17 protein-coding genes are annotated in these 26102 nt (G+C 68.4%); 8 read left to right on the forward strand and 9 right to left on the reverse strand.

The window, feature by feature from the left end; genetic code table 11:
* Positions 1-15: 15 nt before the first annotated feature.
* Positions 16-942, reverse strand: a complete 927-nt coding sequence (locus tag ACYKG1_RS11925) for a LysR family transcriptional regulator (protein WP_478470603.1) — start codon at positions 940-942, stop codon at positions 16-18.
* Positions 943-1093: 151 nt separating this feature from the next.
* Here ACYKG1_RS11925 and ACYKG1_RS11930 point away from each other — a divergent pair, with 151 nt between their 5' ends.
* The 4 genes from ACYKG1_RS11930 (at position 1094) to ACYKG1_RS11945 (ending at position 3892) form a co-directional block, all read left to right on the forward strand.
* Positions 1094-1960 carry a pirin family protein gene (locus tag ACYKG1_RS11930; RefSeq protein ID WP_478470604.1) on the forward strand — a complete coding sequence of 289 codons (867 nt, stop codon included), beginning with the start codon at positions 1094-1096 and terminating at the stop codon, positions 1958-1960.
* 71 nt (positions 1961-2031) lie between these two features.
* Complete coding sequence (locus ACYKG1_RS11935; protein ID WP_478470605.1) at positions 2032-2712, forward strand: hydrolase; 681 nt, start codon at positions 2032-2034, stop codon at positions 2710-2712.
* 55 nt (positions 2713-2767) lie between these two features.
* The gene (locus tag ACYKG1_RS11940) at positions 2768-3409 is read left to right on the forward strand and encodes a hydrolase (RefSeq protein WP_005409869.1); all 642 of its coding nucleotides are present in this window, start codon (positions 2768-2770) and stop codon (positions 3407-3409) included.
* Positions 3410-3493: 84 nt separating this feature from the next.
* Positions 3494-3892 carry an OsmC family protein gene (locus ACYKG1_RS11945; protein ID WP_100472751.1) on the forward strand — a complete coding sequence of 133 codons (399 nt, stop codon included), beginning with the start codon at positions 3494-3496 and terminating at the stop codon, positions 3890-3892.
* A 28-nt stretch (positions 3893-3920) separates the two neighbouring features.
* On the opposite strand, the gene ACYKG1_RS11950 is transcribed toward ACYKG1_RS11945, so the two are convergent.
* From ACYKG1_RS11950 to ACYKG1_RS11975, 6 genes are all read right to left on the reverse strand, one after another.
* A complete protein-coding gene (locus tag ACYKG1_RS11950) occupies positions 3921-4250 on the reverse strand; it encodes a hypothetical protein (protein WP_049409507.1) in 330 nt (109 codons plus the stop codon).
* A gap of 98 nt (positions 4251-4348) precedes the next feature.
* On the reverse strand, positions 4349-6094 hold the full coding sequence (locus tag ACYKG1_RS11955) for a putative porin (RefSeq protein WP_478470606.1): 1746 nt from the start codon (positions 6092-6094) through the stop codon (positions 4349-4351).
* Between the two features lie 42 nt (positions 6095-6136).
* Positions 6137-6802 carry a cell envelope integrity protein TolA gene (gene tolA / locus ACYKG1_RS11960; RefSeq protein WP_478470607.1) on the reverse strand — a complete coding sequence of 222 codons (666 nt, stop codon included), beginning with the start codon at positions 6800-6802 and terminating at the stop codon, positions 6137-6139.
* A gap of 39 nt (positions 6803-6841) precedes the next feature.
* Positions 6842-7255, reverse strand: a complete 414-nt coding sequence (locus ACYKG1_RS11965; protein WP_005409874.1) for an ExbD/TolR family protein — start codon at positions 7253-7255, stop codon at positions 6842-6844.
* Positions 7256-7265: 10 nt separating this feature from the next.
* Complete coding sequence (locus tag ACYKG1_RS11970; RefSeq protein WP_478470608.1) at positions 7266-9050, reverse strand: DUF2341 domain-containing protein; 1785 nt, start codon at positions 9048-9050, stop codon at positions 7266-7268.
* A 38-nt stretch (positions 9051-9088) separates the two neighbouring features.
* Positions 9089-10705, reverse strand: a complete 1617-nt coding sequence (locus ACYKG1_RS11975) for a ShlB/FhaC/HecB family hemolysin secretion/activation protein (RefSeq protein ID WP_478470609.1) — start codon at positions 10703-10705, stop codon at positions 9089-9091.
* A gap of 201 nt (positions 10706-10906) precedes the next feature.
* On the opposite strand from ACYKG1_RS11975, the gene ACYKG1_RS11980 reads away from it, so the two are divergent.
* Positions 10907-11242, forward strand: coding sequence for a hypothetical protein (locus tag ACYKG1_RS11980; RefSeq protein ID WP_478470610.1), 336 nt, complete (start codon positions 10907-10909; stop codon positions 11240-11242).
* 90 nt (positions 11243-11332) lie between these two features.
* Here the strand turns inward: ACYKG1_RS11980 and ACYKG1_RS11985 are convergent, their stop codons facing one another.
* Positions 11333-11797 (reverse strand): general secretion pathway protein, encoded by a 465-nt coding sequence (locus ACYKG1_RS11985; RefSeq protein ID WP_049423092.1) that lies wholly within the window; start codon positions 11795-11797, stop codon positions 11333-11335.
* Positions 11798-11912: 115 nt separating this feature from the next.
* On the opposite strand from ACYKG1_RS11985, the gene gspH reads away from it, so the two are divergent.
* The 3 genes from gspH to ACYKG1_RS12000 are packed head-to-tail and all read left to right on the forward strand — an operon-like array spanning position 11913 to position 13329.
* The gene (gene gspH / locus ACYKG1_RS11990; protein ID WP_329891186.1) at positions 11913-12359 is read left to right on the forward strand and encodes a type II secretion system minor pseudopilin GspH; all 447 of its coding nucleotides are present in this window, start codon (positions 11913-11915) and stop codon (positions 12357-12359) included.
* Between the two features lie 8 nt (positions 12360-12367).
* Positions 12368-12718, forward strand: a complete 351-nt coding sequence (gene gspI / locus ACYKG1_RS11995; protein ID WP_193391262.1) for a type II secretion system minor pseudopilin GspI — start codon at positions 12368-12370, stop codon at positions 12716-12718.
* A complete protein-coding gene (locus ACYKG1_RS12000; RefSeq protein WP_478472745.1) occupies positions 12715-13329 on the forward strand; it encodes a prepilin-type N-terminal cleavage/methylation domain-containing protein in 615 nt (204 codons plus the stop codon). The genes gspI and ACYKG1_RS12000 overlap by 4 nt, the downstream gene beginning before the upstream one ends.
* 359 nt (positions 13330-13688) lie before the next feature.
* On the opposite strand, the gene ACYKG1_RS12005 is transcribed toward ACYKG1_RS12000, so the two are convergent.
* Complete coding sequence (locus tag ACYKG1_RS12005) at positions 13689-26072, reverse strand: filamentous haemagglutinin family protein (RefSeq protein ID WP_478470611.1); 12384 nt, start codon at positions 26070-26072, stop codon at positions 13689-13691.
* Positions 26073-26102 lie beyond the last annotated feature (30 nt).

Here is a 26102-nt window from a genome sequence, read left to right on the forward strand (position 1 = left end):
CACGCTCGCCGCAACCTACGGTTCGTCCAACGCCTCGAAACGCTCGGCGAGGTAATCGATCAACGCACGCACCGCAGGCAACAGGCCGCGTCGCGACGGGAACACCGCGTGCACGATGCCGTGCCTGGGCACCCACTCCGGCAGCACCGGCACCAGCGCCCCGCTCTCCAGCTCATCGGTGATCATCATCCGCGGCAGCATCAACAACCCGACCCCGGCCACCGCGGCGGCGCGCAGCGCGATCATGTCGTCACTGACGAGGCGCGGGCGGTGATGCACGCTGGCCTGCACGTCGTCCGGCCCGGTGTATTCCCAGGCATGCTGCTGGCTGGGCGATGCCAGATCGACGGTCGGCATCATCGCCAGGTCGGCCGGCACCAGCGGCGTGCCGAACCGTTCCAGCAGGGCCGGGCTGGCACTGGTGCACCAGACCCGGCGCGCCAGCACGCGCACCACCAGGTCGCTGTCCTCCAGCGGCGGCGGCCGCACCCTTATCGCCACATCCACGCCCTCGCCCACCACGTCCACGCGGCGGTTGGTGGCATCCAGCTGCACCGTGACCTGCGGGTACAGGGCCAGGAAGTCGGCCAGCATGGGCCCGATGCGCGCGTGCAGGATCGCGATCGGGCACGCCAGGCGGATCGTGCCGCGCGGCTCGGCGCGCGACATCGCGATGGCTTCTTCGGCTGCTTCGGCCTCGACCAGCATCGCCTTGCAGTGGCGGTAGTAGTCCTGGCCGACTTCGGTGACTGAAAAGCGCCGCGTCGAACGCTGGATCAGGCGCACGCCCAGGCGCTCCTCCAGCAGCGCGATGCGCCGGCTCAGCTTCGACTTGGGCATGGCCAGCGCCCGGCCAGCCTGCGAAAAGCCGCCGTGCTCGACCACCATGGCGAAGTAGAACAGGTCGTTGAGGTCACAACGGCGGATATCTGCGATGAACACGGGCGATCTCCTATGGCGGCGCAATGCCTGCACCATTGTTCACCTGATAGGACTATGACGGCAAATATTGGCGTCTACCGGCCCCATTGTCGCGGCGATACCTTCTTTGCAACGAAGAACAGCGGCCGGCAGCCCCGGCCAGGAGATCGCCATGAAGCGTGTCACCGGTATCTACAGCGCCCCTCGCCCGCATTGGGTTGGCGACGGATTCCCCGCCCGCTCGATGTTTTCCTACAACACCCATGGCCAGCACCTGAGCCCGTTCCTGCTGCTGGACTATGCCGGTCCGTACACCTTCGCCCCCAGCGATACCCCACGTGGGGTCGGCCAGCATCCGCACCGCGGTTTCGAGACGGTCACCATCGTCTATGAGGGCGAGGTCGCCCACCGCGATTCGACCGGGGCCGGCGGCACCATCGGCCCGGGTGACGTGCAGTGGATGACGGCTGCCTCCGGCATCCTCCACGAGGAATTCCACACGCCGGCATTCAGCAAGCGCGGCGGCACGCTGGACATGGTGCAGCTGTGGGTCAACCTGCCGGCGCGGGACAAAATGGGCGCACCGGGCTACCAGACCCTGCTCGACGCAGAGATCCCCTCGGTGGATCTACCCGATGGCGCCGGCCGCGTGCGTGTCATCGCGGGCCGCTTCGACGGCCACGCCGGTCCGGCACGTACCCACACGCCGATGGATGTCTGGGACATCCGCCTGCAGCAGGGCCATCACGCCGAACTGCCGGTGGCCGATGGCCGCACGCTGGCGGTGGTGGTGCTGAAGGGCACGGTCCGGATCAACGGCGGCCAACCGGTCGGCGAAGCACAGCTGATCACCTTCGACCGCAACGGCGAGGACGTGTTTGTCGATGCCGACAGCGACGCCACCCTGCTGCTGCTCAGCGGCGAGCCGATCGACGAGCCGGTGGTGGGCTACGGCCCGTTCGTGATGAACAGCCAGACCGAGATCGCACAGGCGGTCAACGACTTCAACAGCGGCCGTTTCGGCCAGATCGCGCACTGAGCGCTTCCGCGCGGCGGGCGATGACCCGCCGCGCCAATGGGCCATCGCCCACCTTCCCCAGGAGACTGACCATGAGTACCCCCGCCAACTTCAACGGTGTCCGCCCGGTGATCGACCCGGACAACGCCGCGATGCTGCTGATCGACCACCAGAGCGGCCTGTTCCAGACCATCGGTGACATGCCGTTCACCAGCGTGCGCGCCCACGCCACGGCGCTGGCGGAGATGGCCACGCTGGCCAGGATGCCGGTGATCACCACCGCCTCGGTCCCACAGGGTCCGAACGGGCCGCTGATTCCGGAGATTCACGAGGCTGCACCGCATGCGCAGTACGTGGCACGCAAGGGCGAGATCAACGCCTGGGACAACCCGGAATTCGTTGCCGCAGTGAAGGCTACTGGCCGCAAGCAGCTGATCATCGCCGGCACCATCACCAGCGTGTGCATGGCATTTCCGTCGATCGCCGCCGTGGCCGACGGCTACCAGGTGTTCGCGGTGATCGATGCCTCGGGCACCTATTCGAAGATGGCCGAAGAGATCACCCTGGCCCGCGTGGTGCAGGCCGGCGTGGTGCCGATGGACACCGCCGCGGTGGCCTCGGAGATCCAGCGCAGCTGGAACCGCGACGATGCCCAGCAATGGGCCGAGGTCTACACGAAGATCTTCCCGAACTACCAGCTGCTGATCGAAAGCTACCTGAAGGCGCAGGACGTGCAGAAGAACCACGAGCAGCTGGATTCGCAGCGCAGCTGAGCTGCCCCCGGGGTGCCGGCCCGCTGCCGGCACTCCTCCCAACCAGAGACCCATCATGTCCAGTGAACCGATCCGCGACCCGGCCAGCGACCACCTGCTGACCCCGCAGAATTCCGCCTTCATCATCATCGACTACCAGCCGGTGCAGGTGAACTCCATCGCCTCGATGGACCGCCAGCTGCTGGTCAACAACATCGTCGGCACCGCCAAGGCCGCTGTGGCTTACGGTCTGCCGATCGTGCATTCGACGGTGAACGTCAAGACCGGCCTGAACAAGCCGCCGATTCCGCAACTGCGCAAGGTGCTGGGCGACTACCCCACCTACGACCGCACCACCATCAACTCCTGGGAAGACGTCGAGTTCCGCAAGGCGGTGGAGGCCACCGGCCGCCGCAAGCTGATCATGACCGCACTGTGGACCGAGGCCTGCCTGACTTTCCCGGCCCTGGATGCGTTGAAGGAAGGCTATGAGGTGTATGTGGTGGTCGACGCCGTTGGTGGCACTTCGCTGGCGGCGCATGATGCCGCGTTGCGCCGCATCGAACAGGCCGGGGGCCAGCTGATCAGCGTGCCGCAGCTGTTCTGCGAGCTGCAGCGCGACTGGGCCCGCTCGGAAACGGTGCCGGCTTTCATGAACCTCTTCATTGAAACCGGTGGTACGGCAGGCATCCAGTTCTCGTACGATCGTACCGAGTGATTGGGTTGCGGCGCCGGTTCTGGCTGGCGCCGCCTTTTGGAGCAGTCGAGCATGGCTCGACGCTATAGACAGATGGAGACTTCGATGGCCTACGCGCGCATTGTTTCGACCGGCGACAACTACCTGCACCACGTCAGCAATGGCAGCTTTGATGTGGATGCGGACGAGCCTGCATCGCTGGGCGGCCAGGGCAAGGGCTTCGCGCCCTTCGATCTGTACCTGGCCTCGCTGGCCGCCTGCACCGCCATCACCCTGCGCATGTATGCGCAGCGCAAGGGCTGGGAACTGGGTGAGTTCCATGCCGAGCTGCGTTCGGAACGCGACGCGGATGGACGCTTCCATGTGCACCGCGTGCTGCATGCCAGCGCCGAATTGAGCGATGCGCAATGGCAGCGCCTGCTGGAAGTGGTGGAGAAGACTCCAGTGACCCTGGTGATGCGCGAGGGCGCGCGCATCACCAGCGAACGCGGGGTGGCGGCGTAACCCCATGCACGCAGGGCGTGGATCTACATCAGCGCCGCGAGTGCAGCACGGTGCGCTGGCGCATCGCGTTGAATTCCTGCTCCACCTGCTGGATGTCTTCTGCCTGAAAACCGGCCGCATCCAGCAGCTGGTCGGCGGCGGCGGCGGCCAGCGGATCATCGTCACGCTGACGCCAGCAGCGCGCCGGCAGGAAATAGCCCACTTCGCTGCGCCCGCGCATGATCACCACCGGCCGGCCCGCATACAGCAGGAACTCGGCCAGGTGCTGGCGCAGCCCCTCCACCGAGACGTAGGCCGGCCCGATGCCCAGCGACTGGCTGGACGGTTCGGGACTCTCGAACAGCTTGCGACGGCTCATCCACTCCTCCTTTTGAACAACGCGTGGTCTCCTTTCCTTAGACGGGCGCATCGCTGCGCCCCCGCCACGCGCTACGTGAACCGAATCACGCCCGCCACTCAGAAGCCGGTGTTGAACTCCAGCTGGAACACGTCGATCGACAGCGGTGCCCCCGATACTTCCTTGGCCGCCATCCATTTGCCGCTGATCCAGCTGCGCGCATCCAGCGCATAGGCGCCGCCCACGTAATAGCCACGGGCGTTGGTGCCGCCCAGGTGGAAGTTCGAATCGTTGTAGGCGTCGGGCAACGCGTCGGCCTCGATGTGCTTGTAGCCCAGCAGCGCCTGCCATTGGCCCTTCTCCTTCAGCTCGGTGGCGCCGAAGGTGGCCTGCAGCATCCAGGCGGTGTCGCCGCTGCGGAAGGTATCGATGCTGGCGGTGCCGCCGGCGCCGTAGTTGTTGACGATGCCGCCGTTGGCGCGGTTGAACATGGCCTGCTTGTCGTAGGCCAGGTTGCGGATGTAGTCGCCATCCAGGCGCAGACCGACGCCCTGCGCCAGCTGCGTATCCCAGCGCAGGTTGAGCGTGGCCAGGCGGAATGCCGAGGCCAGGCCGACATACTGCGGGGTTGGCGTGTTGGCCGGATCCAGCGGATTGGGCGCGATGTCGCGGATCAGCATCAGGGTGTTGCCCTTCTGCATGAACGCCGGGCGCGACCAATCGGTGTCGCAGCCATCGACGCCCGAGAACAACGCGCACGGCGACGACAGCCGACCACTGATGTTCTTGAAGTCGTAGTAGCCCAGCGCTGCGCGCAGCGAATTTTCGTCGTTGAAGCGCCAGTTCACGCCCACCTGCGCACCGGAAAGCCACTTGTTTTCGTTGGGCGTCTTGACCTGGTTGCGGTTCGGCGAATTGTCGGAGGTGTACTCCAGCGGCACCACCGCGAGGTTGCCGAACAGATCAACGTCGCCACCGTCGAAGTCATGCTTCAGGTTGGCGGCAAGGCCGTCGAAGTTGAGGTCGTTGGAGAACAGCGTATCGCTGGTCCAGAACGGATTGCCGAAGCGGCCACCGCGCACCGTCACCCAGCCGGCCGGAGCATAGGCAAGCCAGGCCTGGTCCAGCCACACGTCCTTCTTGCTCAGGCCACCGCCCAGCTGCTCGGTGGTCGACACCGGGCCATTGCTGCTGCCGCTGGCCAGGCGCACGCCGGCCGTGGTGTGCTGTCCGATCATCGCCTCGATGCCGAGGCGGGCGCGGATGCGCCACAGGTTGCGGCGGTCCTGGCGGGCGTTCAACAAGGGCGGCAACTGCAGGTTGGTGTTGCTGTTCGTATCGAAGCCGCTGCCGGAGTTGATCGACGCCCAGTTGCTCACGATATCGCTGTTGCGCTCGGAGTAGAAGCGCGACTCGCTGCGCACGCGCACATCACCGGTGACCTTGATGCGCTTGGTCCACTCGGCCACTTCGTTGGGTGCCGCCCAGCCTTCGGACTTCGCCTGCGCCATCACGTCCTGGCGCACCTCGTCACGGATGCCGTCACGCACGCTCTGCGGCACGTAGGGCACGCGCACGTCGCCGGCTTCCAGGGCCACGCCACCACTGGCGGCCGCGCTGCCAGTGGCTGCAGTGCGCTGTGCGGCCGCGGCCTCGGCTTCGGCCTGCACCAGCAGTGCCTGGCCATCTTCGGGTTTCAGTGCACCGCTGGCGATCAGGCCCTTGATCAGCTTGACCATGGTGGTTTCGGCGGCCATCGCACCGGCCGGGGCAGCCAGGCTGAGCAGCACGGCACAGCACAGCAGCGCCCGTCGGGCCGGCCGCGGGCGGCGGGAGTCGGTTCGTGCGCGGACGTGGTCGTTCATCACGGTTCTCATCGAAAGAAGGGAAATCACGGAGGTCGGGAATCAGGCCCCGGGCCGGCGGCCCTGGATCAGCACGCGGGCGGGGAAATCGAGCGACGGCGGCGGTGCCTGGTCGACCTTGCCGATGCGGCGCAGGGCGTCGAGCACGGCCGCGTCGGCCTCCTCGTTGCCACTGCCGCGCACCAGCTCGACCTTCTCCAGGCGGCCGTCATTGGCCAGCCACACGTTCACCTGCAGCTGGAACGCCAGGCGCTTGACCTTGTCGTCGCGCGAGATCGCCTGCTGCATCAGGTAGCCGAGGTAGCGCCCATAGGTGGCATTGCCGGCGCCACCACGGCCAACGCCGGACGATCCGCCACCGCTGCCGGACTGGATGCCGAAGTTGTCACCGCCGGCCTGCGCATCGGCGTTCATCGTCACCGGATCGGCGTTGTCCGGCGTCGGCGTCGGCTCTTCGGCCGGCGTCGGCTGATCCAGCGGCTCCGGTTCGGGCATCGCTTCTTCCGGCGGCGTCTCCGGCTCCGGTGGTTTTTCCGGGGGCGGCGGCGGCGGCGGAGGGGGCGGTGGCAGCGCCAGCATCGGCGGCTGCACCACCGGCCGGCGGGTACTGGCAGTGTCCTTGAACAGCAGCCACCACACCGCGATGCCGAGCACCAGCAACGCAGCCAGCACCAGCGCGACGGTCACCAGCAACTGGCGGCCGCGCATGCCGGGCTCGGGCCGGGGGGGTTGATGGGCCGTCATGCCTCAGCCCTGTGCCTTGCCGGTGACCAGGCCCACCTGGGCCAGCTCCAGCCGCCGCAGCAGGTCCAGCACCTCGACCACGCGCGCGTACTGCACCTGCGCATCCCCGCGCACGATCACCGGGAAGTCCGGCGTGGTCGCGCGCTCGGTGCGCAGGCGATCCTCCAGCTCGGCCATGGTCACCGGATACGCATCCAGGAACACCTGGCCGCTGGGGTCGATGGTGATTGCCTTGGTCTTCGGCTTCTCCAATGCGACGCTGTTGCTGGCCTTCGGCAGGTTGACCTCGATGCCGGGGATGGAGGCGTTGCTGGTCAGGATGAAGATCACCAGCACCACCAGCAGCACATCGACGAAGGGCGTCACGTTGATGCCCTTCTCGCGCTTCTTGATGCCGAACTTCGCCTTCTGGCCCATGGCGCGCCCCTCAGCCCTGGACCGCGGCCGGGCCGCGCCCGTCCTGCTCTTCGGCCAGGCGCGCGGCGAACTCGTCGATGAACACCGCCATGTCCGCGCCGATCGCTTCGGCACGCGCGCCCAGGTAGTTGTAACCGAACAGTGCCGGGATCGCGACGCCGAGGCCGGCGGCGGTACACAGCAGCGCCGCGGCCATGCCCGGCGCCACCGAGTTGATGTCCACCGCGCCGGCCATCGCCGCCACCACGAACACCAGCATGATGCCGATCACGGTGCCGAACAGGCCCACGTACGGCGCACCCTCGATGGTGGTCGACAGCCAGTTCATGCGCCGCGCCATCGCTTCCTGCTCGCGCACCATCACTGCATCCATCGAGGCACGGATCGCGGCGATGGTGGCGCCACTCAGGTAACCGCTGTTGCCGTCGCGCTGGTGGCGCTGCTGCATTTCATCGATGGCCACCTGGTAGATGCGCCACAACGAGCCATCGTGCATGGCGGTCGGTGCCTTGCCCTGGCGATCCATGTCCGACAGGGTGCGCAACGGCACGCCGGACAGCTTGCCGAAGCTCTCGGTGAATACCGCATTGGCCTTGCTGGTACGGCCGAAGTGGCGGCTCTTGGCGATCATGATCGCCCACGACAGCAGCATCATCAGGCCCAGGATGGCGACCACCACCCACGCATCGAACGGCATCGCCTTGAGGATGAAGGCGAAGTGGCTCTGGCCGGCCGACTGCTCATCGGCACCGTAGCTGATCAGGCGCGAATCGGCACCCTGCGCGGTGGCGTCGGCCAGCAGCAGCGCCGCCGGGCGTGCCACACGCGAGACGCGCAGCTCATCCAGCGCCCCCTCGAAGTTGGCCAGTGGCTGCGCCGCGCCGGGGGCGTCGGCACCGACCACCGGCGCGCTACCCAGCGCCGGCAGCTCGCCGCTCAGCTGGGCCACCACGCGACCGTTGAGGTACAGCTGCAACGCGCCCTTCTCCGCGGTCAGCGCCACATGCGCCCACTGCCCTTCCGGAATCGGCTGCGCCGGCGTGCTGCGCTGGCCATTGAGCTGCACGAACGGCACCCGGTTCTCGATGCCCAGCACCAGTTCCGAAGCGCCGTCGCGACGGGCGTAGATCGCCTGTGCGGCGTTGTTGCTGCCCGGCTTGATCCAGGCTGAAACGGTGAGCGGCGCGCCGGCTTCCTGCGCCAGCGACGCGCTGGCAGGCAGTGGCAGCGGGCCCGCACCCAGCTGCACGCCACGGCCGATCACCGAGCCTTCGGACGGCGGCACGACGGCCCCGGCATTGTTGCCGTAGGCCGTGGTGTCGCGCGCCGGCGCATTGGCTTCGGCGAAGTGGTAGACCAGCGTGTAGTCCGGGTCGAATACCTGCTGGCCATTGCCGCTGGCCGGTGCCTTCTCATTGCCGTAGTACATCCAGATCGTCTGCGGCGCGACTGCGCTGACTGCCGGCACGTCCACCCAGACCAGGGCCAGGCCCAGCTTGGGGTCGAACTGTTCGATCTGGTGGGCCAGCACGGTGCGGCCATCGCCCGACACGAAACGCAGGTCGTTGCCCGCATCCTGGGTACCGTCGAAACCGAAGTTGCCGGTATGCAGGCGCAGCAGCAGCGGCGTGCGGCCCGGGTCGCCGGCCAGGCCCGCGCCCTGCGGGCCGGCGTCGACGGTGATCGGCTTGCGGTACTTCCATTCGGCCTGCCACCAATTGGCATCGGCCGCAGCAGCAGGCAACGCAACCAGCGCGGCCAGCAGCAGCAACACTCGGGAAAGCAAACGGTCCATGCGAAGGGTCTCCGGAGAACGCATGTTCAAGGGAAGGGTCAGTAACTGGTGCTGATGTTGAAATGCAGGCGCGGGTCGTCCTTGCGCGTGACCGGGCCATCGGCATAGGGCCAGGCGTAGTCCAGGCGCAGTTGCAGGTGTTCGCCCAGGCGCAGCTGCGCGCCCAGGCCGACCGAGGCCAGGTTGTACTTGTCACGCTGTTCGGGCAGTGGTTGGCGCAGGCGCAGATAGGCCGCGTCGGCAAAGCTGTAGACGCGCAGATCGGTGCCGCTCCACAGCGACCACGCCGGGGTGTGCCATTCCAGGCTGGCCAGGCCGCCGTAGTCGCCGATCGCCTCGGCCGACAGATAGCCACGTACGGTATACATGCCACCGGCGGCGAACTGTTCGGCCGACACCAGCGGCGCGTCGGTCACCTGCAGCGAGCCGCGCGCGTACCACTGCCAGTCGCTACCAAAGGTATGGGTGTTGGCGACATCGGCCTTGAACGCCACGAAGCTCGGGTCGGCCCAGTAGCGCTTCTGGCCGAAGGCGGTGGCGTCGCTGCCGTAACCGAACAGGCGGCGGGTGCCGGCCACCAGCTGGGTGTTGATGCTCAGCTGATCGTGCTCGCCCTGGCGCACGCCGACGAAGGCCAGCGTGATCGGCGCATATTTCAGCGGCGTCTTCAGGCTGTCCCCGCCCATCTGCGTGTCTTCCTCGGTGTCCTTGAAATCCACACCAAGGCTGAGCTGGCGCCACCACTGGCTGCTGCCGGCAAGGCGGTAGTTGAGCTTGAGGCCGATCGAGTGACCGTTGCCGATCACATTGGTTCCGGTGCCGGTACCGACCTGTCCGCCCGCGTTCAGCACGCGGCTGTCGGACGTGTAGCCGGACGCTTCCAGGCTCCACGGCGTGCCCTCGAACGGCATCATGTACGAGGCCGAAAACACCTTGGCCTGCTTGGTATCTTCCGGCGCCAGGTACACGCCGATGGTGGCGCTGTGCCCGCTCTTCCACAGGTTGTCGTAGGCCAGCGACGCACTCAGGCGCAGCTTCTCGGTGTCGGCACTGTGGTCGTTGTTGAGCGCCGCGCTGGCGCGCCACGGCGACTTCTCCTCGACCTGCAGGTCCACATCCATCGTGCCCGGCACCTGGCCTTCGCGCACCAAGGGCATCACCTGGCGACGTCCACCTTCATTGAGCGCGGTCAGTTCCTTCTGCGCCTGGTCGAAATCCGGCACCTTGCCCTCGGCCAGCGCCGGCACGCGTTCGCGGATGCGTTCGGGCGATTCGTGCTTCGTTCCCACGACCCGCAGCTGGCCGATCGGTGTCTGCTGTACCTTCAGCAGTACCACGCCTCCACTGACCTGCTGCTCGGGCAGTTCCACATAGACCGACTGGTAGCCCGCCTGCTGGTACAGCGCATTGACTGCATCGCGCGCCTTCTCGACATCGGCCAGGGTCTTGCCCGGGCCGAGGAACGGCTCCACCGCGCGTTCGATCTGGCGCGGATCGAGCACGGTGTTGCCGCGCACGATGTATTCATTGATGTTCACGCTGGGCGCAGGTGCAGCCGCCTGCGCGAACAACGGCAGCGGCATCGCGGCCAGGGCCAGCACCAGCGGATGCAGGCGCAGCGGAAGGCGGACGGCTCGGCACGGAACAGGAGTCATCGAAGGCATCGCGTCGTATCGAAGGGAGTGGCCAGGGAGCGGCGCGTGGGTCTACCAACAGGACGTGCACGTCGCGTCAAAACCGCCAATAGTTTTGTGACAGCACTGTCATCTTTTGACCCGGCCGAAACGGTCGCGGGCGGAGACTGCCTTCGCCACACGTCTTCCTTGCAGAACGCCGGTTGCCGCGCGAGATTGGAAATGAGTGCACTATCGATAGCGGGCATCTGCCCTGCCCTGGCGCTGGCATTGCTGCTGGCGTTGCCATCGCTCCGTGCCGAGGAGGCGAAGAAGCGGGAAGAGGCCGTGCCGTGCATTGAAGTGCAGGTCAACGGCGAGCGGATTCCGGCGTGGGACTGCCTGCAGCGCAAGCTGGCGCCGGCGGCGAAGCCAGCCAAGTCACCGGCGCTGCCTGAAGCCGAACGCCTGATGCGGCAGCCCGGCAACCAGCTGATGCAGTACAACCTGGAAGGCACGCGGCAGCGCATGGGCGATGCCTTCGGCCGCTCGGTGGTGCCGCAGCGCCCGGCGCGCTGAGCCTGCGCAGCTGTAGAACCGGGCCCACGCCCGGCTGCTCCAGCGCGCCCTTCAACGTTCATGCAGAAGCCGCCGGGCGTGGACCCGGCTCTACAGTGAGCCACCGTTCGAGGGCGCAGGCACGATGCCATCGGTCGGCACCGGCGGCAGCTCGGGCACCGGCACGCTGCGCGACTGGCCGGCCTGATTCAGTTCCACTGCACTGGCACTGATGCTGGCCAGCACCGTGCAAGGCCCCAGCCGCTGCCCGGGTGCGTACGCTTGCGCAGGACGACCATCCACCGACAGCAGCGCCAGTGGCGCGTGCTCGCCGGCCATCACGCCGAGCACGACCACCTCGGTCCGTACCGCACCGGGGGACAGCAGCCGCACCAGCGGCAGGCTGGCCATCGCATCGAACAGGGGCCGTACCGGCGCCTCGGCCTGCGCTTCACCGGCCGCCACCGCTGGCGCCACCGCAGACAGGGTGACACTCCAATAGGCCACTACGGCCAGCAGCAGCATCGCTGCCAGCAGGGTCAGCATGCGATTGCGATCCCAGCGCCTGCCATCCATGTTCCGCACCATCGCCACGTTCGTGTCCGCCTACGCTAGCAGCTGCGGCTGACGCTTTTGTTTCATCGTACAGGCCTATGCTGGCGCGTATCGGCAAGGACCGGAGGCAATGTCGGTGCAACGCATCCCGCGCGGTTTTACCCTGCTGGAGCTGATGGTGGTATTGGTGATCATCGGCATCTGCACTGCCGGTATCGGCCTTGGCCTGGGCAGCCTGCTCGATCCGGCCCGGCAACTGCGCCAGGAAGCCGAGCGGTTGGCGCAGCGGCTGCAGGTGGCACGCGACGAAGCCCGAATCGATGGCCGGCCCCTGCGCTGGCAGTCCGATGCCAAGGGCTATCGTTTCAGCCGCCGCGAAGGCGGCCGCTGGGTGACCGTGGAACGCGATGACCTGTTGCGGCCGCAGCAATGGCAGGCCGCTGGCATTGCGGTAGCGCCCGCCAGCGCCATCGAACTGAGCCCGGAATGGATCGGCACTGCCTGGGAGCTGGGGCTGTCGCTGGAGGGCCGCACACTGCGTCTTCGTGATGATGGCAGCGGACAATTGCAGGTCGTGCAGTGAAGCAGGCGATGCGAGGATTCACCCTGATCGAAGTGCTGATCGCGCTGGCGATCGTATCGATTGCGTTGGCGGCGGTGATGCGTTCGGTGGCGGTGGCGACCGACGATCAATCGCGGCTGCGCGATCGCCGCCTGGCGCTGATGTGCGCGCAGGACCGCTGGCAGGAACTGCGCCTGACCGGACAGGCAGCGCAGGATGGCCGCCAGCGCTGCGTGCAGGGACGCGGCAGTTTCCTGGTGCTGCAGCATCTTGGCACGGGCAGCGACGGCCAGCCGCAGCTGGAACTGAGCGTGGTGGCCGAGGACGCACCGCGGCGACCGCTGGCGCGGATGCAGCTGCCGTGGACGCTCGCACCGTGAAGCGCGCCGTGCGCGGCTTCACCCTGATCGAGGTGATGATCGCGATCACCATCATGGGCGTGCTGGCGCTGATCTGCTGGCGTACGCTCGACAGCGTGGCCAGCAGCGACCAACGCCTGCGCCAGGCCGATGCCGAGACCACCACGGCGCTGCGCGTGCTGCAGCAGTTCCAGCGTGATATCGACATGCGCGCAGACGACGCGCTGATGAATGGCGCCGTGCGCCCGGCGGACCAGCCGCAGCGACTGCTGCCACCTTCGCTGGTAAGCGAACGGCACCCGGATGGAAGCTTCGCGCTGGAGATCACCCGCAGCGTCGGCAGCGACGGGCTGCGCTGGCAGCGGGTGCGCTGGTGGCAACAGGGCAACACGCTGTGGCGGGCCAGTGGCGAGGCGACCGACCGGTATCCGCTGCCAGCGCCTGAGCAATCCAGAGGCATCGCGGTGGCCCAAGGTGTGCAGCGGTTCGAGGTGCGGGCCTGGCAGCCCGGTGCCGGTTGGGCGGTGCTGCCGAGCGAGGGCGAGGTTTTGCCGGCGACGGGGCTGGAGCTGCGGCTGGGCCTTCGCGATGGGCGTGGGCCGCTGAGCTACCGGCGGGTGCTGGAGTTGTAGGGTTCGTTCGTGGCGCCGCATCCACGCATGGCGTGGATCTACTGCTGAGGCTGCTCTGGTGATGGCGGGGATCTACCCCCGAGCCTGCTCTGGTGGGTGCCGACCGTTGGTCGGCACTGATGCTGGCCCAGGCATCCACGCATCGCGTGGATCTCCTGCCCTCCTGCCGCCGGGTGCTCTCCTGCACCCGACGGCGCTGTGTCGGTGGTCCTCACCGCTGATGGCCGCTCCCTGCCCTCGGTGCCGTCCTGGCTGGGGCCGCCACCGTTCCGTGGCGGCTGGCCCGATGCTGCAGCCCGATGCGCTGCACCGGGCAATGCGTGCCGACCAAGGTCGGCACCTGCCGGGGCGTGGAATGCCTAGCGGCGCTCGGTGCCTTCGTCGCGGCTGGCCTGCGGGAACTGGAAGGCGCTGTTGGCGTCGTAGCCACTGCCGGCGGTCGTGCCACGCGCAGGCGGAGCGATGCTGCTTGTACCACTGCCAAAGCCCAGAATCTGCACGCTGATCACCGATGGCTGGTTGCGCCGTGCATCGTCCTGGCTCTTGCGCATCACATCCTGTGCGGCCTGGCTGGCACTGTTCGCCGCCGCACTGGCCGAGGCCAGCGCATTGACGTTCACCGTGGCCAGCACCGGCAGGCCCTTGCTCTCGCCCTGTACCTGGATATTGGCGGCGTTGAGCACCTGCAGCGCCGCCAGATTGATGTTGCCCGAGACGCGGATACCGGCCTCGCCCGCATCGATGGTGCCCAGCGGCGCGATCAGGTCGACGTCGCCCGGCGGCACTTCGGCGATGGGGTTCAAGGTCGCAATGCCTGCGCCACTGGCGGGAGCCTGCGGCGACAGGATCACATTGCCCCAGCCGTCATAGAGGCGACGCGGTGGCGTGTACAGCAGCGTCGTCTGCGAACCGCGACCGGCATTGATGTCACCCTGCTCCGACCAGGCCAGGATGTCGCCGCCGAACGTGGTCATCACCCGCGACAGGCCCAGCAGCACGCTGTCCTGGCTGAACAGGCGGATATCGCCCTGCCCCTGGGTGACGAGGCCGGCGGTGGCAGGCGGCACCACGCCCTGTACGCCGACCACGATCTGTCCGCCCGGTGCCATCAGTTCGATGTTGCCGCCCGCCTCGGTGCGCACGCCGGAACCGCCGTACATCACGATATCGCCGGTACGGTCGATCGTCGCACCGGCCGCATTCCTGTCCGGCATCAGCGTGGCGATGGCTTCGCGCCCGCGCAGGTAGGAGCCGAAGCGGGGCCCTTCTGCATCGGTGTACTCACGCCCACCTTCGCGCAGTTCGGCGTAGTACACCTGGCGCAGGAAGATGCGCTGCTGTTCCTGCGGCAGTGCGTCGAATGCAGCCAGCGCCCCGTCGCCGTCGGCAGCCACGCCGAAGCGCTGCTGCAGCCACTGCTTCAGCTCCTGGTTGTAGACCTTGACGGCCTTGCCCGGCTGCGACGCGAGCGATTGCGCGGGATCGGCCAGATTCGCAGGATCCAGATAGCGGGCACGCAGGGCCGCGAAATCGATCTGCTGGTTGCCGGCCGTCAGCGCGATGCTGGCGCCGGGACGGGTATCGCCCTGCACGATGCCACCGAGGCTGACGATGCTGCCCGCATCCTCCTGGCGCAGCTGGCGGCCGGCACTGATCTCGGTGTTGCCGGGGCCGGCGATGATCGCGTTCAGATGCACGATGTCGCGGCCCGCCGCCACCACCGTGAAGTCGGTGGACGCGGTGTTCAGCGCGGTCATCGACACCCCGAGGATGTCCCGGCCTGCCCGCAGTTGCACGGCGCCGGCGGCCTCGAACCAGTTCAGCTGCGTGCGCTGCCCCCCGTTGGGAGTCAGCGTGCGTTGGGCGCCGGTGGCCAGACCGATGATGTCGCCCTGCACCGCGTAGAAGCGGCTCGGCGCCAGGGCCGCAGACACGGTGGACAGCGGAGTATTCGGACCGAACGCAAACAGCGGAAGCGACGCCTGCGGCGATGCAATGTTGCCGTCGACCGACAGGTTGTGACGCGAGCGGGTCACATTGCCGCTGGAATCCCCCTGCTCGGCCATGAATGCAGGGTCGAAGGGTCCCGGCAGGCGCGCGTCGCTGGCGGAGCGCGCGATCTGGGTCGCGCCACGCTGGGCGAAGATGCCGCCACCGGCCAGGACGTCCAGCCGTCCTGTCGCCGAGGGTGCCAGCAGGATCACATCCTGCGTCCCCGGCGTGGTGCTGATCCGGTCCAGCTTGACGTCGCCCTGCGCAGCAACGGCGCTGAAGCGCGAAGGATAGAGCCAGTAGTTCAGCAGCTCCTCCCGGCTGCCCGGTGCCAGCGCAACCTGCTCGGGCCACAGATTGCTGCCGGTCACGTTCTCCGGCCCGGCCAGGCCCGGCGCCAGGTCGCCACCGGCACTGAACAGGTCCACGGCGGTCGTGTCGGTCCACAGGGAGAACCAGGTGCTGCCCGCAGCGCGGCTGCCGTTGTCCTGCACCACCGCGCTGTAGTTGGCCAGTGGAACCCGACCGGCATCGGCGACGCCGCCGAGCACGACGTCACCCCGCGCCTGCAGCTGCGCGACCGCATCGCCCAGCACCAGCACCGGCCCGCCCATCGGGCGAGCGGCGTCGGCGGCGAACAGATCGGCCGCACGCAGCTGGCCCAGCGTCGCGTAGCTTTCCAGGGTGACGCCCATTGCACCGATGCGTCCCGCATCCAGCTGCAGGCTGCCACGCAGATTGCTGAAGGTACCGTTGAGGTCGAGATTCTGTCCCGCCCTGGAGGCATTGAGGCTGGAGAACGTCGCCCGCAGATTCGGATTCAGTGCGCCACCGATACGCAGTTGCAGGTCGCCGCCGCCGGTCAGGTGCAGCTGGCCATCGCTGACCCGGCCGGTCGATCCCACCGCCGCGATGATCGCACCTGAGCGCGGTGCGATCGTCGAGTCCAGCGCGTCACCTATCGCATCGCGCACGCCGGCGTCACGCCCGGCCTCCAGCGTCAAGTTGCCGCCGCCCAATGTACCGAAGCCGGTGAAGCCGACCATCCGCGGAGAGGCGCCAGCAGCAGCGGACACGTTGGTGTAGGCGCCAAAGTTCACCCACCAGCTGGTCGGCACCGGCTCCACGCCGGTGGTGCTGCCGGTTCCCTGCCGCCACAGCCAGTTGCCGACCGCGGCACTGGAGTACAGCGCCCAGTCACGCTCGCTGGTGCCCGACTCTGCGCGCCCGGTCCAGACGTCACCGACGATATCTCGCCCGGCTTCGACGCGCAGGTTGCCGCCATGATCGGGATACCAGGCCTGGTAGCCGGCCAACGCGGCATCATAGCTGCCCGGCACCAGGTTCGGACCCAGCAGTGCGGTGTTCCTGGGGGCTGCTGCACGGGGCGAATTGAAGGCAGCGTCGCGGCCCTCGCCCAGCGTGGTGGGAGTGCCCGCCGTGTACACACCGAAGCCGGACTTCATCACGACATCACCGGCAGCGAGCAGTTCCAGGTCCCCCTTGCCGGTGCGCAGCACGCTCCAGGCCGGCGTGCCCGCGCGCTTGCCGTAGGTGGTCACTTCGGTCTGCGTGCCACCGCCGGCGCAGTAGCTGGGTGCGGTGCTGCAGAACTCGTCTTCGGTCATGCCGAACATCGCCGCGAAGTCCTTCGCAGGGGTGCCCACGTAGGACTCATCGCCCCAGTAATCCAGCGAGCCCTGCGCGGCCACCTGGCGGGGGGCCGGGCCGCAGTAGTCAGCCGACATCGCACAGAACTCATCTTCGGTGAAGCCGTACATGTCGGCCAGCTCCGCGATCGGACGGCCCGCATAGGAGGTGTCGCCGATCCAGTCCAGCGATGCCCGCTCAGTCAACACACGATCACCCACCCAGATGATTTCGGTCTTGACCGTACCGATTGAGCCCTGGTGGGTATCGGCCAGCACCACGCTGCCTTCGGCGCCCCAGCGCCGGCTGCGTGGATCGGCCGCCCCGGAATCGGCACCGGCAACCACGGTCAGGTCCCAGGAGGTGGTGCCCTCGGCCAGCATCGGCGCCAGCGCCCAGTTGCGCCCCTGGTTGCCGTTGGCATCGGCCGGCCGCAGATTCACCGGCCCGTTGCCGGGCAGCTCCACCTTGGTCAACGATGGGATGTAGGCGCCCACCTTGAGCTCGACTTCGCGTGCCAGGCGCAGCGCAACCGGCAGCACCGCGCCGGCGGGCCACTCCTGTGCCGCCATCTGTACGGCGCTGCGCAGGCGGAAGCCGGCCCCCAGGCGCGCACCGGCCGCCAGCACCAGCGGCTCCTGCAGCACGGTGCCCGCCGCCAGCGTCTGCCCGGAGTCGGTGGTCACCGCCGCACCCAGCACCGTGCCCGCAGGCAGGCGCAGGGTCTGCGAGATCACCATCGGCGCGGGCAGCACGGTACCGACCGGAAGCGTTACCGATTCGACCGGCACGTCATAGTTCAGGCGGGTGCCGGCCTGGAACTCGGTGCCGGGCTGCAGCTTCACTCCGTCCACCGGCACCACCAGGTCGCCACCGAAGGGGGTGTGCCCGGCGCTGCCATTGCGAGCCTCATACAACTGCCAACCGCCCTCGTCCGGCGTGGACGGCGGCGGTGCGAAACCATCGTTGATGCTGCCATAGACGTTGATGTTGCCTTCGGCGCGCAGTACCAGCGAAGCCGATTCACCGAAGCCACGCCGCGATGGATCGGCGCGGTTGGCTTCGGGCCCGTAGCGGTAGCCGGACAGATCGATGTCGCCGGCAATGGTCAGGTCGCCCTCGGGATTGGCCTCGCTGCGCCGCGCCACCACCTGCACGCCGGGACGCAGGCGGACGTCGCCCAGCGCGGCGGTGCGCTGCTGCAGATCCGGATTGCCCAGCGCGCCATCGATCCAGGCCACGCTGTGCGGATCGACCACCTGGTCCAGCCACTGCTGGGTGACCAGCTGCGCGCGGTTGCCGCGCACATCAGCGGTGGTGGCCAGGGGCGCATCGTCGTAGCGACGGACACCATTGAGCTGGATGTCGGCCGCGCCATCGATGCGCAGGCCGCTGGCCGCAGCAATCGCCGCGTCGTTGCTGCCCAGCCGCGGCACATCGATCTTCAGCGAGCCCCGCGCCATGCCGTCGTTCTGTCCAGGGCCGTCACCGAGGGCAACGTCGCTGCCTGCACGCATGTCCAGGTGCGCCGCGCTGCCCAGACCAACGGCGCCTTCGGCGCTGCCCAGCGTGATGGTGGCCCGGTTCGGACTGTCGATGATCTTGCCATGGCTGTCCACGCGCAGGCCGGTACCGTGCGCGTCCAGCGTGCCGTCCACCTGCAACTGATCACGGGCGTACAGGCGGATGCTGCCGACCTGCTCGCCGCTGGCATCGATGCGGCCGGCCACGGTCATGCTGCCCGCGTCGACACTGATGTCGACCCGGCGCGCCTTCACTTCGTCGCCGATCCGCAGATCGCCTTCGCCGATCTGGAAGCTGCGACCACCGACGACGCCGCCGGCGGTCAGTCGCTGGTTGAGGCCGGTGAAGTCCTGCAACTGGCGTGCCCGCACCACAAGTTCACCACCGTCGTAGGGCACCAGCGTGCCACCGGCATCGTAGCGGCCACTGGCGGTGCCCTGCAGATCACCCGCCAGATCGGCTCGGCCGGCCATTGCGGTGACCGTCATGCGCCCGCCGCGGTTGTTGCGGGCGGAAACATCGATGCGGGAGGCCGCATCGGTGCGGATGTCCCCCGTGTCGCTGGACAGCAGGACATCACCGCCCCAGCTGAACTTGTCCACGTCGTACAGCGAGACCTTGCGCCCGGCAAGGTCCAGCGCCGCCCGGCTGCCAAGCGTGATGCCCTCGCGCGCGTTCGCAGACAGCCGTCCTGACGCCAGCGCGATCGTGCTGTCCAGCGTGATCCGGTTGGCGTCGATGCTCAGCTCACTGCCCAGTGCATCGCCACCCGCCTTACCGGTGCCCCCCTGCAGGCGGAAGTCGCCGCCGGTGCGCACGCGCAGCTGCGCGGCGGGATCGGCGGTCAACAGCGGTGTATCGATACCCAGGCTGCCTCCGCTGTACTGCCAGCCCTTGTCGGCCAGATAGTCGCCGCGCTGCTGGAACACGTCCAGCGTGCCCTGCGCGGAGAACGACAGCTGCTCCGAAGCACTCAGGTTCAGCGCACTGAATCCGAGTACCTGACGGTTGGCAGGCACCTCGGAGCTGGGACGGCTGAACGGGGCGCGCGCCAGCTGCAGGTTGCGGGTGACGATGTCCAGCTGCCCGGCGCCGAGCCGGTCCACCATCGGATCGGCCGGCGGCACCGACGCATCGCTGCCCGGCCCCTGCGTCGCCGCCAGCGAACCGTCCCAGACCAGTGTGTCCACCAGGATGCGCGCACGGTCGCTCGCCGCACCATAGCCATGGATGGCCTGCGCGCCCAGTACCAGCGTCTGCAGGCCACCGCGGCCGGTGGCACTGTCGCGCGCATCCAGGTCGACGCTGCCGAAGACGTTGACCGAATCCCGTGCGACCAGGCTCAGCGTATCCAGCGCCGGTGCGCCGGTGGCATCATTGCCGCGCAGCAGCTGCTGCAGCACGGACTGGTTCATGGTCATGCCACTGGGCAGCGCCCCTGCCGCAGCGGCCTGCGCGATCGCTTCGGCACTGCCGAGATTCAGCGCCGCCATGCTCAGGCCGAGCTGACGGGTGCCATAGCTGGCCGAGTCGCGCATCTGCAGCGTGCCATCGGTCGCTACCGCGATACTGCCATCGGAAACCAGCCGGGTCTGGCCGTCGCACGCCGTCTGGCACCCCCCGATGTCGATTGCCACCGGACCGGCCTCCACGCCGGTGGTGCCGGTGATCAGGTTCAGGCGCTGGTTGGACACCGCCAGCAGACCGCCGGAGACCTGGTAAGGCAGCGTCGCCCTGGCATCCGCGTTGGCGGATGCGAACGGCAGTGTATCGAGGGTCGCACCGGCCTCGACCAGCACGCCGCTGCCACCGGAGGCCGCTGCCACCAGCACTTCCGGTGCGTTCAGGGTGACTCCGGAACGGATCGCCACGCTGCGTGCCTGGCCGGTCACCGCCACCTGCGAAGTCACCTGGTTGAACTGCCCGCCGATCATCATCCGCACAGGCAGGAAGGCATTGAGCGCGTCGTCGCTGAAGGTGGCACCGCGATCACGCGCCTGCGATTGCGCACCGCCATCGACGATCTCCAGTGAACCGACCGCCGGGCTGGCCAACGTGGCTGTCAGCGTGCCGCCGCGCCCGTTGTCGGTGGCGGCGCCGAACCGCGCGGTGCCGGCGAAGCGGATGGCAGGCGTGTCTGCACGACCTGCGCCTTCGCCCAGCGCCAGGGTCAACCCGAGCGCATCGATGGTCTGCCAGCCGCGCGACTCGCCGCGGCGGTCGGCCACCGATTGCGCGAAGCTGTTGTAGGAGGTTTCGTTGTAGCCCGAGTGCCGGCGTACCACCGCGGCGGGGGTCAGCAGGATGTCGGTGAGCAACGGCGAGATTGCCGCGCCCAGCGCCGCGCGCTGCTGCCCGGACACACGCCAGGTGCCGGTGCCGGTCGCGATGGGTTGCGCGATGCCCGAGGTACCGGTGGCGCCCAGCTCCACCCGGAAGGCACCGGGCTGCAGCGCATAGCTGGCCGGCATCAGCGTGTAGGTGCCTGCCACCAGGCCGGGCACGCCCGTCGGCACGGTGATCTGCTGACCCACCGCCGGTGCGGCGAATCCTTCCTCGCCGCTGGGGGCGAATGTCCCGGCGCGTCCCGGCACGATTGCATACACCGGGTTGCCCGACGCACTGAATTCATAGCGCGGATTGGCGTCGGCCAACGCCGTGCGCAGCACGTCGACAGAGCCGCCGCGCCCGGACACGAAGGCCGCACCCGTCAACTCACCACCGCCGGACATGTCCAGCAGTGCCCCCGGCGCCACCTCGACCTCGTTGGCCTTCAGGGTCACCCCCATCGAGGAGATGCCGGCCGGCGTCAGCGAACTCACGCTGCGCGTGCCGACCCGCCAGTCGACACCATCGACGGTGCCACCATAGGGCAGCGACAGGCCGGCACCGCTGGTGGAGGTAACGCTGCCCGGGAGCAGTTCCACCCGGCTGCCGACGGTTCCGTTCTGGATCAGGCCGCCCAGCTGCAGCGTGCCCATCGGCACCTGTACGTTGCCGCCCTGCTGCACCGTGGCGGCCACCAGGCGAAGCGTGCCCCGCGCCGATTCCGGCGCCGGCTGCGTACCCGCACCGATGCCGTGGATGCGCAGCACGGCATCTGGATCAGCCCAGTAATCAGCGGTCTGCACGGTCTGCGCAGAAGCGCCGGCCACCAGCGTGCCGGCCGCACCCGTGGTGGGGTACAGGCGGGCAGCGGTCACATCCATCGAACCGGCCGTCATCAACGCGCTGGTGTTGCCATTGCTGGCAATGCTGTTGGTCAGGCGCACATCACTGCGGCTTTCCAGCGCCACGTGTTCGAACCCGGGCAGCCAGGTGACGTCGCGGATGTCGATCAGCTCGGCCTGCACCGCCAGCGCATGCTGGTCCGGCGCCGCCGAGGCAACATCGGCCGTGACCAGCAGGTTCTCGCCCGGCAGCTGGCGCCAGCGTGCCTGCGCCAGGCGGACGTAGGGCGCACTCAGTCGCAGCCCCGAGGACGGCCCGGCACCCACGGCCATGCCCAGGCTCGACGTTCCCTGGCCGTGGAAGCGCAGGCTCTGGGCCAGGCGCAGGTCGACATCGCCGGCGGCGCGGATGTCACCGAACACGGACAGGCTACCGAAGCCGCCGGCCTGCAGCTGCTCGACCGACAACGCGGCGTGGCCATATTCCAATGCGGCCGGCAGTGGCTGCGCCGGTGCGTTGTGCTGGCTGAGGCTGATCGCACGCGCCCGCAGTACCTCATCGCTGGCGCCACGTGCATGGATGCTGCCGCCAAAGGCCAGGCCAAGCGTGCCGCCGCGTGCGCCGGCACCACCGGCGGCCGCGTCCATCCCGCCGTCCAGGTACAGCGCATTGGCAGAGCGCAGCACGATCTGCCCGCCGTCGCTGTCCACGCGCACACGGCCCCGGCCGTCGATGTCCAGTTCGGCCGACGCGCCCCGCGCCTGCAGGCGCGCACCGCGTTCGACCACCACGAAGGCTTCCGGTGGACGGTTGTCGACGAATGCTGTGCTCTCCCAGTCCAGCGCCCCACCAATCTCGATGCGTCCGCCCGCGCGCACCTGCCCGCGCAGGCGGCCGCTGGCATCGGGCAGCGAAATCGCGTCGGCATCGGCATCCAGCAGCGCGCCTTCGGCGAAACGCCAGGTGCGCTCGGTGCGCTGCCCGGCGTACAGCGCGTTTTCCGGTCGCACATCGTCGATCAGGATGCGGCCGCCCTTGGCGCGCAGCGTGCCTTCAACATCGATGTTGCCTGCACCAAGCAGCGAGATCGTCTGCCCTGGATCGACCGCCACCAGTGCATCCGTGCCGACCCGCAGGTCACCGCCCACGCTGTTGCGGTCCGAACGCAGGCTGATGCTCGCGCCTGCGCGCTGGCTGACGCGCCCGCTCGACGGATCGGCGCTGTACAGCGGCGCATCCCACGCCGCCAGCGCGCTCGCCCGATCAGTTGCCATCCGAGCGCCCTGGGTCAGCTGCAGGCCCGGCAGGGCAGCGACCAGCTGCGCGCCATCGGTCACCTCCAGGCCCTGGTGGCCATTGATGTCGTACTGCGCAAAGCCACTGCCGAACAGGCCGGGGTCCAGTCGCAGCGACGCGCCCGCCGGGTCCGCATCGCCCACCCGAACGTGGCCACCGGTTCCCAGCGAGAAGGAACCACTGCCCTGTCCTCGGCCACTGAACCGGCTCCCCTCGCCCAGCTGCACCCGTCCACTGCCGTCGGTCGCAACCGTGCTGCTGTTCGCCTGCAGGCTGACGCTGCCCCCTTTGCCGATGCGGCCCTTGCCGCGCAGGTCCAACGCGGCGCCGGCCTCCACGTCAACCGATGCCTCGGCGCCCACGACCACGTCATGACTGTTGCTCAGGCTCAGGCGACCGCCATCCGTCCAGGCACCGCTGGCGTCGAGCGGCATCGCCAGTGACGCATTGCTCCATTCACCGGAGAGATCGATCCGCGTGCCGTCGGCAATGGCGGTGCGGGCGCGGCCATCGTGCAGCAGCGCCGTCGGCCGGCCCTGGACATCCAGCAGGTTGCCCGCCGACAGCTGGCCGCCGGCAATGCCGATGTCGCCTGCCAGTTCCACCTCGCTGCCGGTCAGATTGAGCTGTCCGCCTGCCTGAAGGCGAAGGCTGCCATCGATGCGGATGCGATCGGCGGTCGCCAGGTCGATCCGTCCCCACTGCTGGGCACTCAGCTCTGCGGTATCCAGCCACACTGTGTCACGCCGCTCCTCGTTGACCGGCGCCAGCAGCGACCACGCCGCCTTCGTCGGAGCCTTGTCATCCAGGCGCACCTCCGAGCCGAACACACCGCTGCGGCCCTGGCCGTCGTAGCGCCCCAGGTACAGCTGCGCGTTGCGTGCGGCCGCCGTCTGCGCCTGCGCATAACCCTCCAGCGCGGAATCCGGCCTGCGGTTCTGCTGCGCGCCCTGGAAGGTGGCAGTCTCAACCTGCCCATCCAGCACCGCGGTCGGTGCGGAGACGATCAGGCGTCCTGCGTCGCGGCCGACCGTGTACCCGTTATCGACACGCTGCGCCGCGAATACGATCGGATCACGGAAGGTCTCGGTGATGCCCCAGCGCTCCTGCTTTACTTCATGGCCTCTGTACAACCCATCGAACAGCATCTCCGCCGGCGCATCATCGAGGCGGTAGACCTGGCCATCGACGCCGCGCACCCAGCTCTGCCGGATCACGCCGCTCTGCACATCCAGACTGCCACCGGCAAGGTTGATGCGTGAGCCGCCATGCGTGATCACTTCCCTGCCGCCCAGCAGGACGGTGCCTCCCTGCGCGGCCCATTCGCCGATCGAGTGCCCCTGGTTGTCGAGGTAGCCGCCCACTTCCAGCAGGCCACCCGCCGCGTACCAGCGCTCACCCTCGTAGCCCCCGGTACCGGCCGGAACGTGGACCAGCCGGCGGCGGTCGACCCAGACCTCGCTGCTGGTCAGCTTGCCGCTGTCGCGGTTGTCCAGGGCATCGCGCAGTTCGTTGCCCTGCACCTTGACCTGGACATTGTTGCTCTCCATCGACACCTGTACGCCCACTGCACCGGAAACATCCACGCGTGCCGCGTCGTCTACGTAGCTGCGGGCCGCCGCATCGGCAATGATCTGGCCGCCCGTGGCAACCGTCAGCGAATCCGCACTGAAATGGATGTTGCCACCTGAGACGATCTCCACCCGCGACTGGTCCCGGCGATCATTGTGCTGGGACAGATTGTCGAAGGTTGCCGAGCGCGCGCCGGCGCGGATCGCGTCCTGCTCTGCCGATTCCTTGATGAGGCTGTCGCGCTGCGTATTCAGCACCGTGGCCTTGCCATCGTCCTCGATCAGCACCGCCGTGGTGGCTCCATCGGCAAGCGTGACGCTGCTGCCGGCATCACTGGCCGAAGCCAGAAGATGCACGGTGCCGCGCTGCGCAAGCGTGGTGCTGGCCACGGCCACACCGGCCTGCTCGACGCTGCGCCCGGCCAGGGTCACGTCACCCTCGCGGGCGCGCAGCAGGCCGGTGTTGCGCACGCTGCCAGCCGTGCTGCCAGCGATGAAGCGCGGCGCGATTTCATTGCCGCGGGTGGTGGAGCTGGTATTGGTCGCCGTACCCACGCCGCGCCGGATCACGAAACTGTCACCGGCAGCGAGCTGCACCTGGCCCTTGCGCGCCTCGATATGTCCTGCATTCTCCACGCTGTGCCCGGCCAGCAGCACGTAACCACCGCCGCGCGTCGCACTGGTCGGCTCATGGGTCGCGATGCGGGCGCCCTGCTCCACCATCACCTTGCCGAATGCATCGCTGAGCGCGCTGCTGCTGGCGTCGGGGCTGTACAGGCCGTTGTCGCGGAACTGCGCATCGCTGATCCGTGCTGCGGCTGCCAGCAGGTTACGTACATTGACCTGGCTGTTGTTGCCGAACACCACGCCATTGCGGTTGGCCACGAACACCGTGCCATTGGCGTTGAGCTGCCCCAGGATCTGGCTGGGCCGCGCACCCGGGTCATTGACCCGGTTCAGCACGGCCCAGTCAGGGTTCTGCAGGAAGTTCAGCGTGGTGTTACCGCCGATGTTGAAGGTCTCCCAGTTCAGGATCGCCTTGTCCGCGGTCTGCTCGACCGTGACCTGCACCCGCCCGTCGCTGCCCTGCGACTGGACCGCGTCGCGCGCGTTGAGCCAGCCACGGGTCAGCGGGTTCTGGTCGACGCTCAGGCCGTCCTTGCCGAGGCCATCGGCAACGATGAAGCCAGCCTCGCGGCGCGCCTGCCGCGCCTGTTCCTGCAAGCGCTGCTGCAGGGCAATCGCCTGCGCCGCGGTGCCGAGATTGTCGATCGACTGCTGCAGCTTCTGCCGTGCTGCATCCTGCTGCTGGGCCGGCAACTGGAACTGGATCGGCACGCCGTTGGGCATGCGGCCACTCTGTGCCGCGCTGCCCTGGGCCGCGCCGCGTTCGGCGAACCAGCCCGGACTGAATGCCTGCTGCGCCTGGCTGGCCGGGGCCACCATGCTGCCCAGGGCGACCGCGATGGCCCACGCCATCGGATGATTGCGGCGCATCGGCGCGGCCGGATGAACAGCGGACGGGAGCGGGTGCGACATCGGAACCTCATCAACCTGGTGGGCCGCGGC

The organism is Stenotrophomonas sp. 85239_Sma, assembly GCF_056481725.1.

Bases quoted from the DNA above. Each gene is read 5' to 3' on its own strand.
- ACYKG1_RS11930 (WP_478470604.1), top strand. From the start codon at position 1,094: ATGAAGCGTGTCACCGGTATCTACAGCGCCCCTCGCCCGCATTGGGTT.
- ACYKG1_RS11935 (WP_478470605.1), top strand. From the start codon at position 2,032: ATGAGTACCCCCGCCAACTTCAACGGTGTCCGCCCGGTGATCGACCCG.
- ACYKG1_RS11940 (WP_005409869.1), top strand. From the start codon at position 2,768: ATGTCCAGTGAACCGATCCGCGACCCGGCCAGCGACCACCTGCTGACC.
- ACYKG1_RS11945 (WP_100472751.1), top strand. From the start codon at position 3,494: ATGGCCTACGCGCGCATTGTTTCGACCGGCGACAACTACCTGCACCAC.
- ACYKG1_RS11950 (WP_049409507.1), bottom strand. From the start codon at position 4,250: ATGAGCCGTCGCAAGCTGTTCGAGAGTCCCGAACCGTCCAGCCAGTCG.
- ACYKG1_RS11955 (WP_478470606.1), bottom strand. From the start codon at position 6,094: ATGAACGACCACGTCCGCGCACGAACCGACTCCCGCCGCCCGCGGCCG.
- tolA (WP_478470607.1), bottom strand. From the start codon at position 6,802: ATGCGCGGCCGCCAGTTGCTGGTGACCGTCGCGCTGGTGCTGGCTGCG.
- ACYKG1_RS11965 (WP_005409874.1), bottom strand. From the start codon at position 7,255: ATGGGCCAGAAGGCGAAGTTCGGCATCAAGAAGCGCGAGAAGGGCATC.
- ACYKG1_RS11970 (WP_478470608.1), bottom strand. From the start codon at position 9,050: ATGGACCGTTTGCTTTCCCGAGTGTTGCTGCTGCTGGCCGCGCTGGTT.
- ACYKG1_RS11975 (WP_478470609.1), bottom strand. From the start codon at position 10,705: ATGACTCCTGTTCCGTGCCGAGCCGTCCGCCTTCCGCTGCGCCTGCAT.
- ACYKG1_RS11980 (WP_478470610.1), top strand. From the start codon at position 10,907: ATGAGTGCACTATCGATAGCGGGCATCTGCCCTGCCCTGGCGCTGGCA.
- ACYKG1_RS11985 (WP_049423092.1), bottom strand. From the start codon at position 11,797: ATGGATGGCAGGCGCTGGGATCGCAATCGCATGCTGACCCTGCTGGCA.
- gspI (WP_193391262.1), top strand. From the start codon at position 12,368: ATGCGAGGATTCACCCTGATCGAAGTGCTGATCGCGCTGGCGATCGTA.
- ACYKG1_RS12005 (WP_478470611.1), bottom strand. From the start codon at position 26,072: ATGTCGCACCCGCTCCCGTCCGCTGTTCATCCGGCCGCGCCGATGCGC.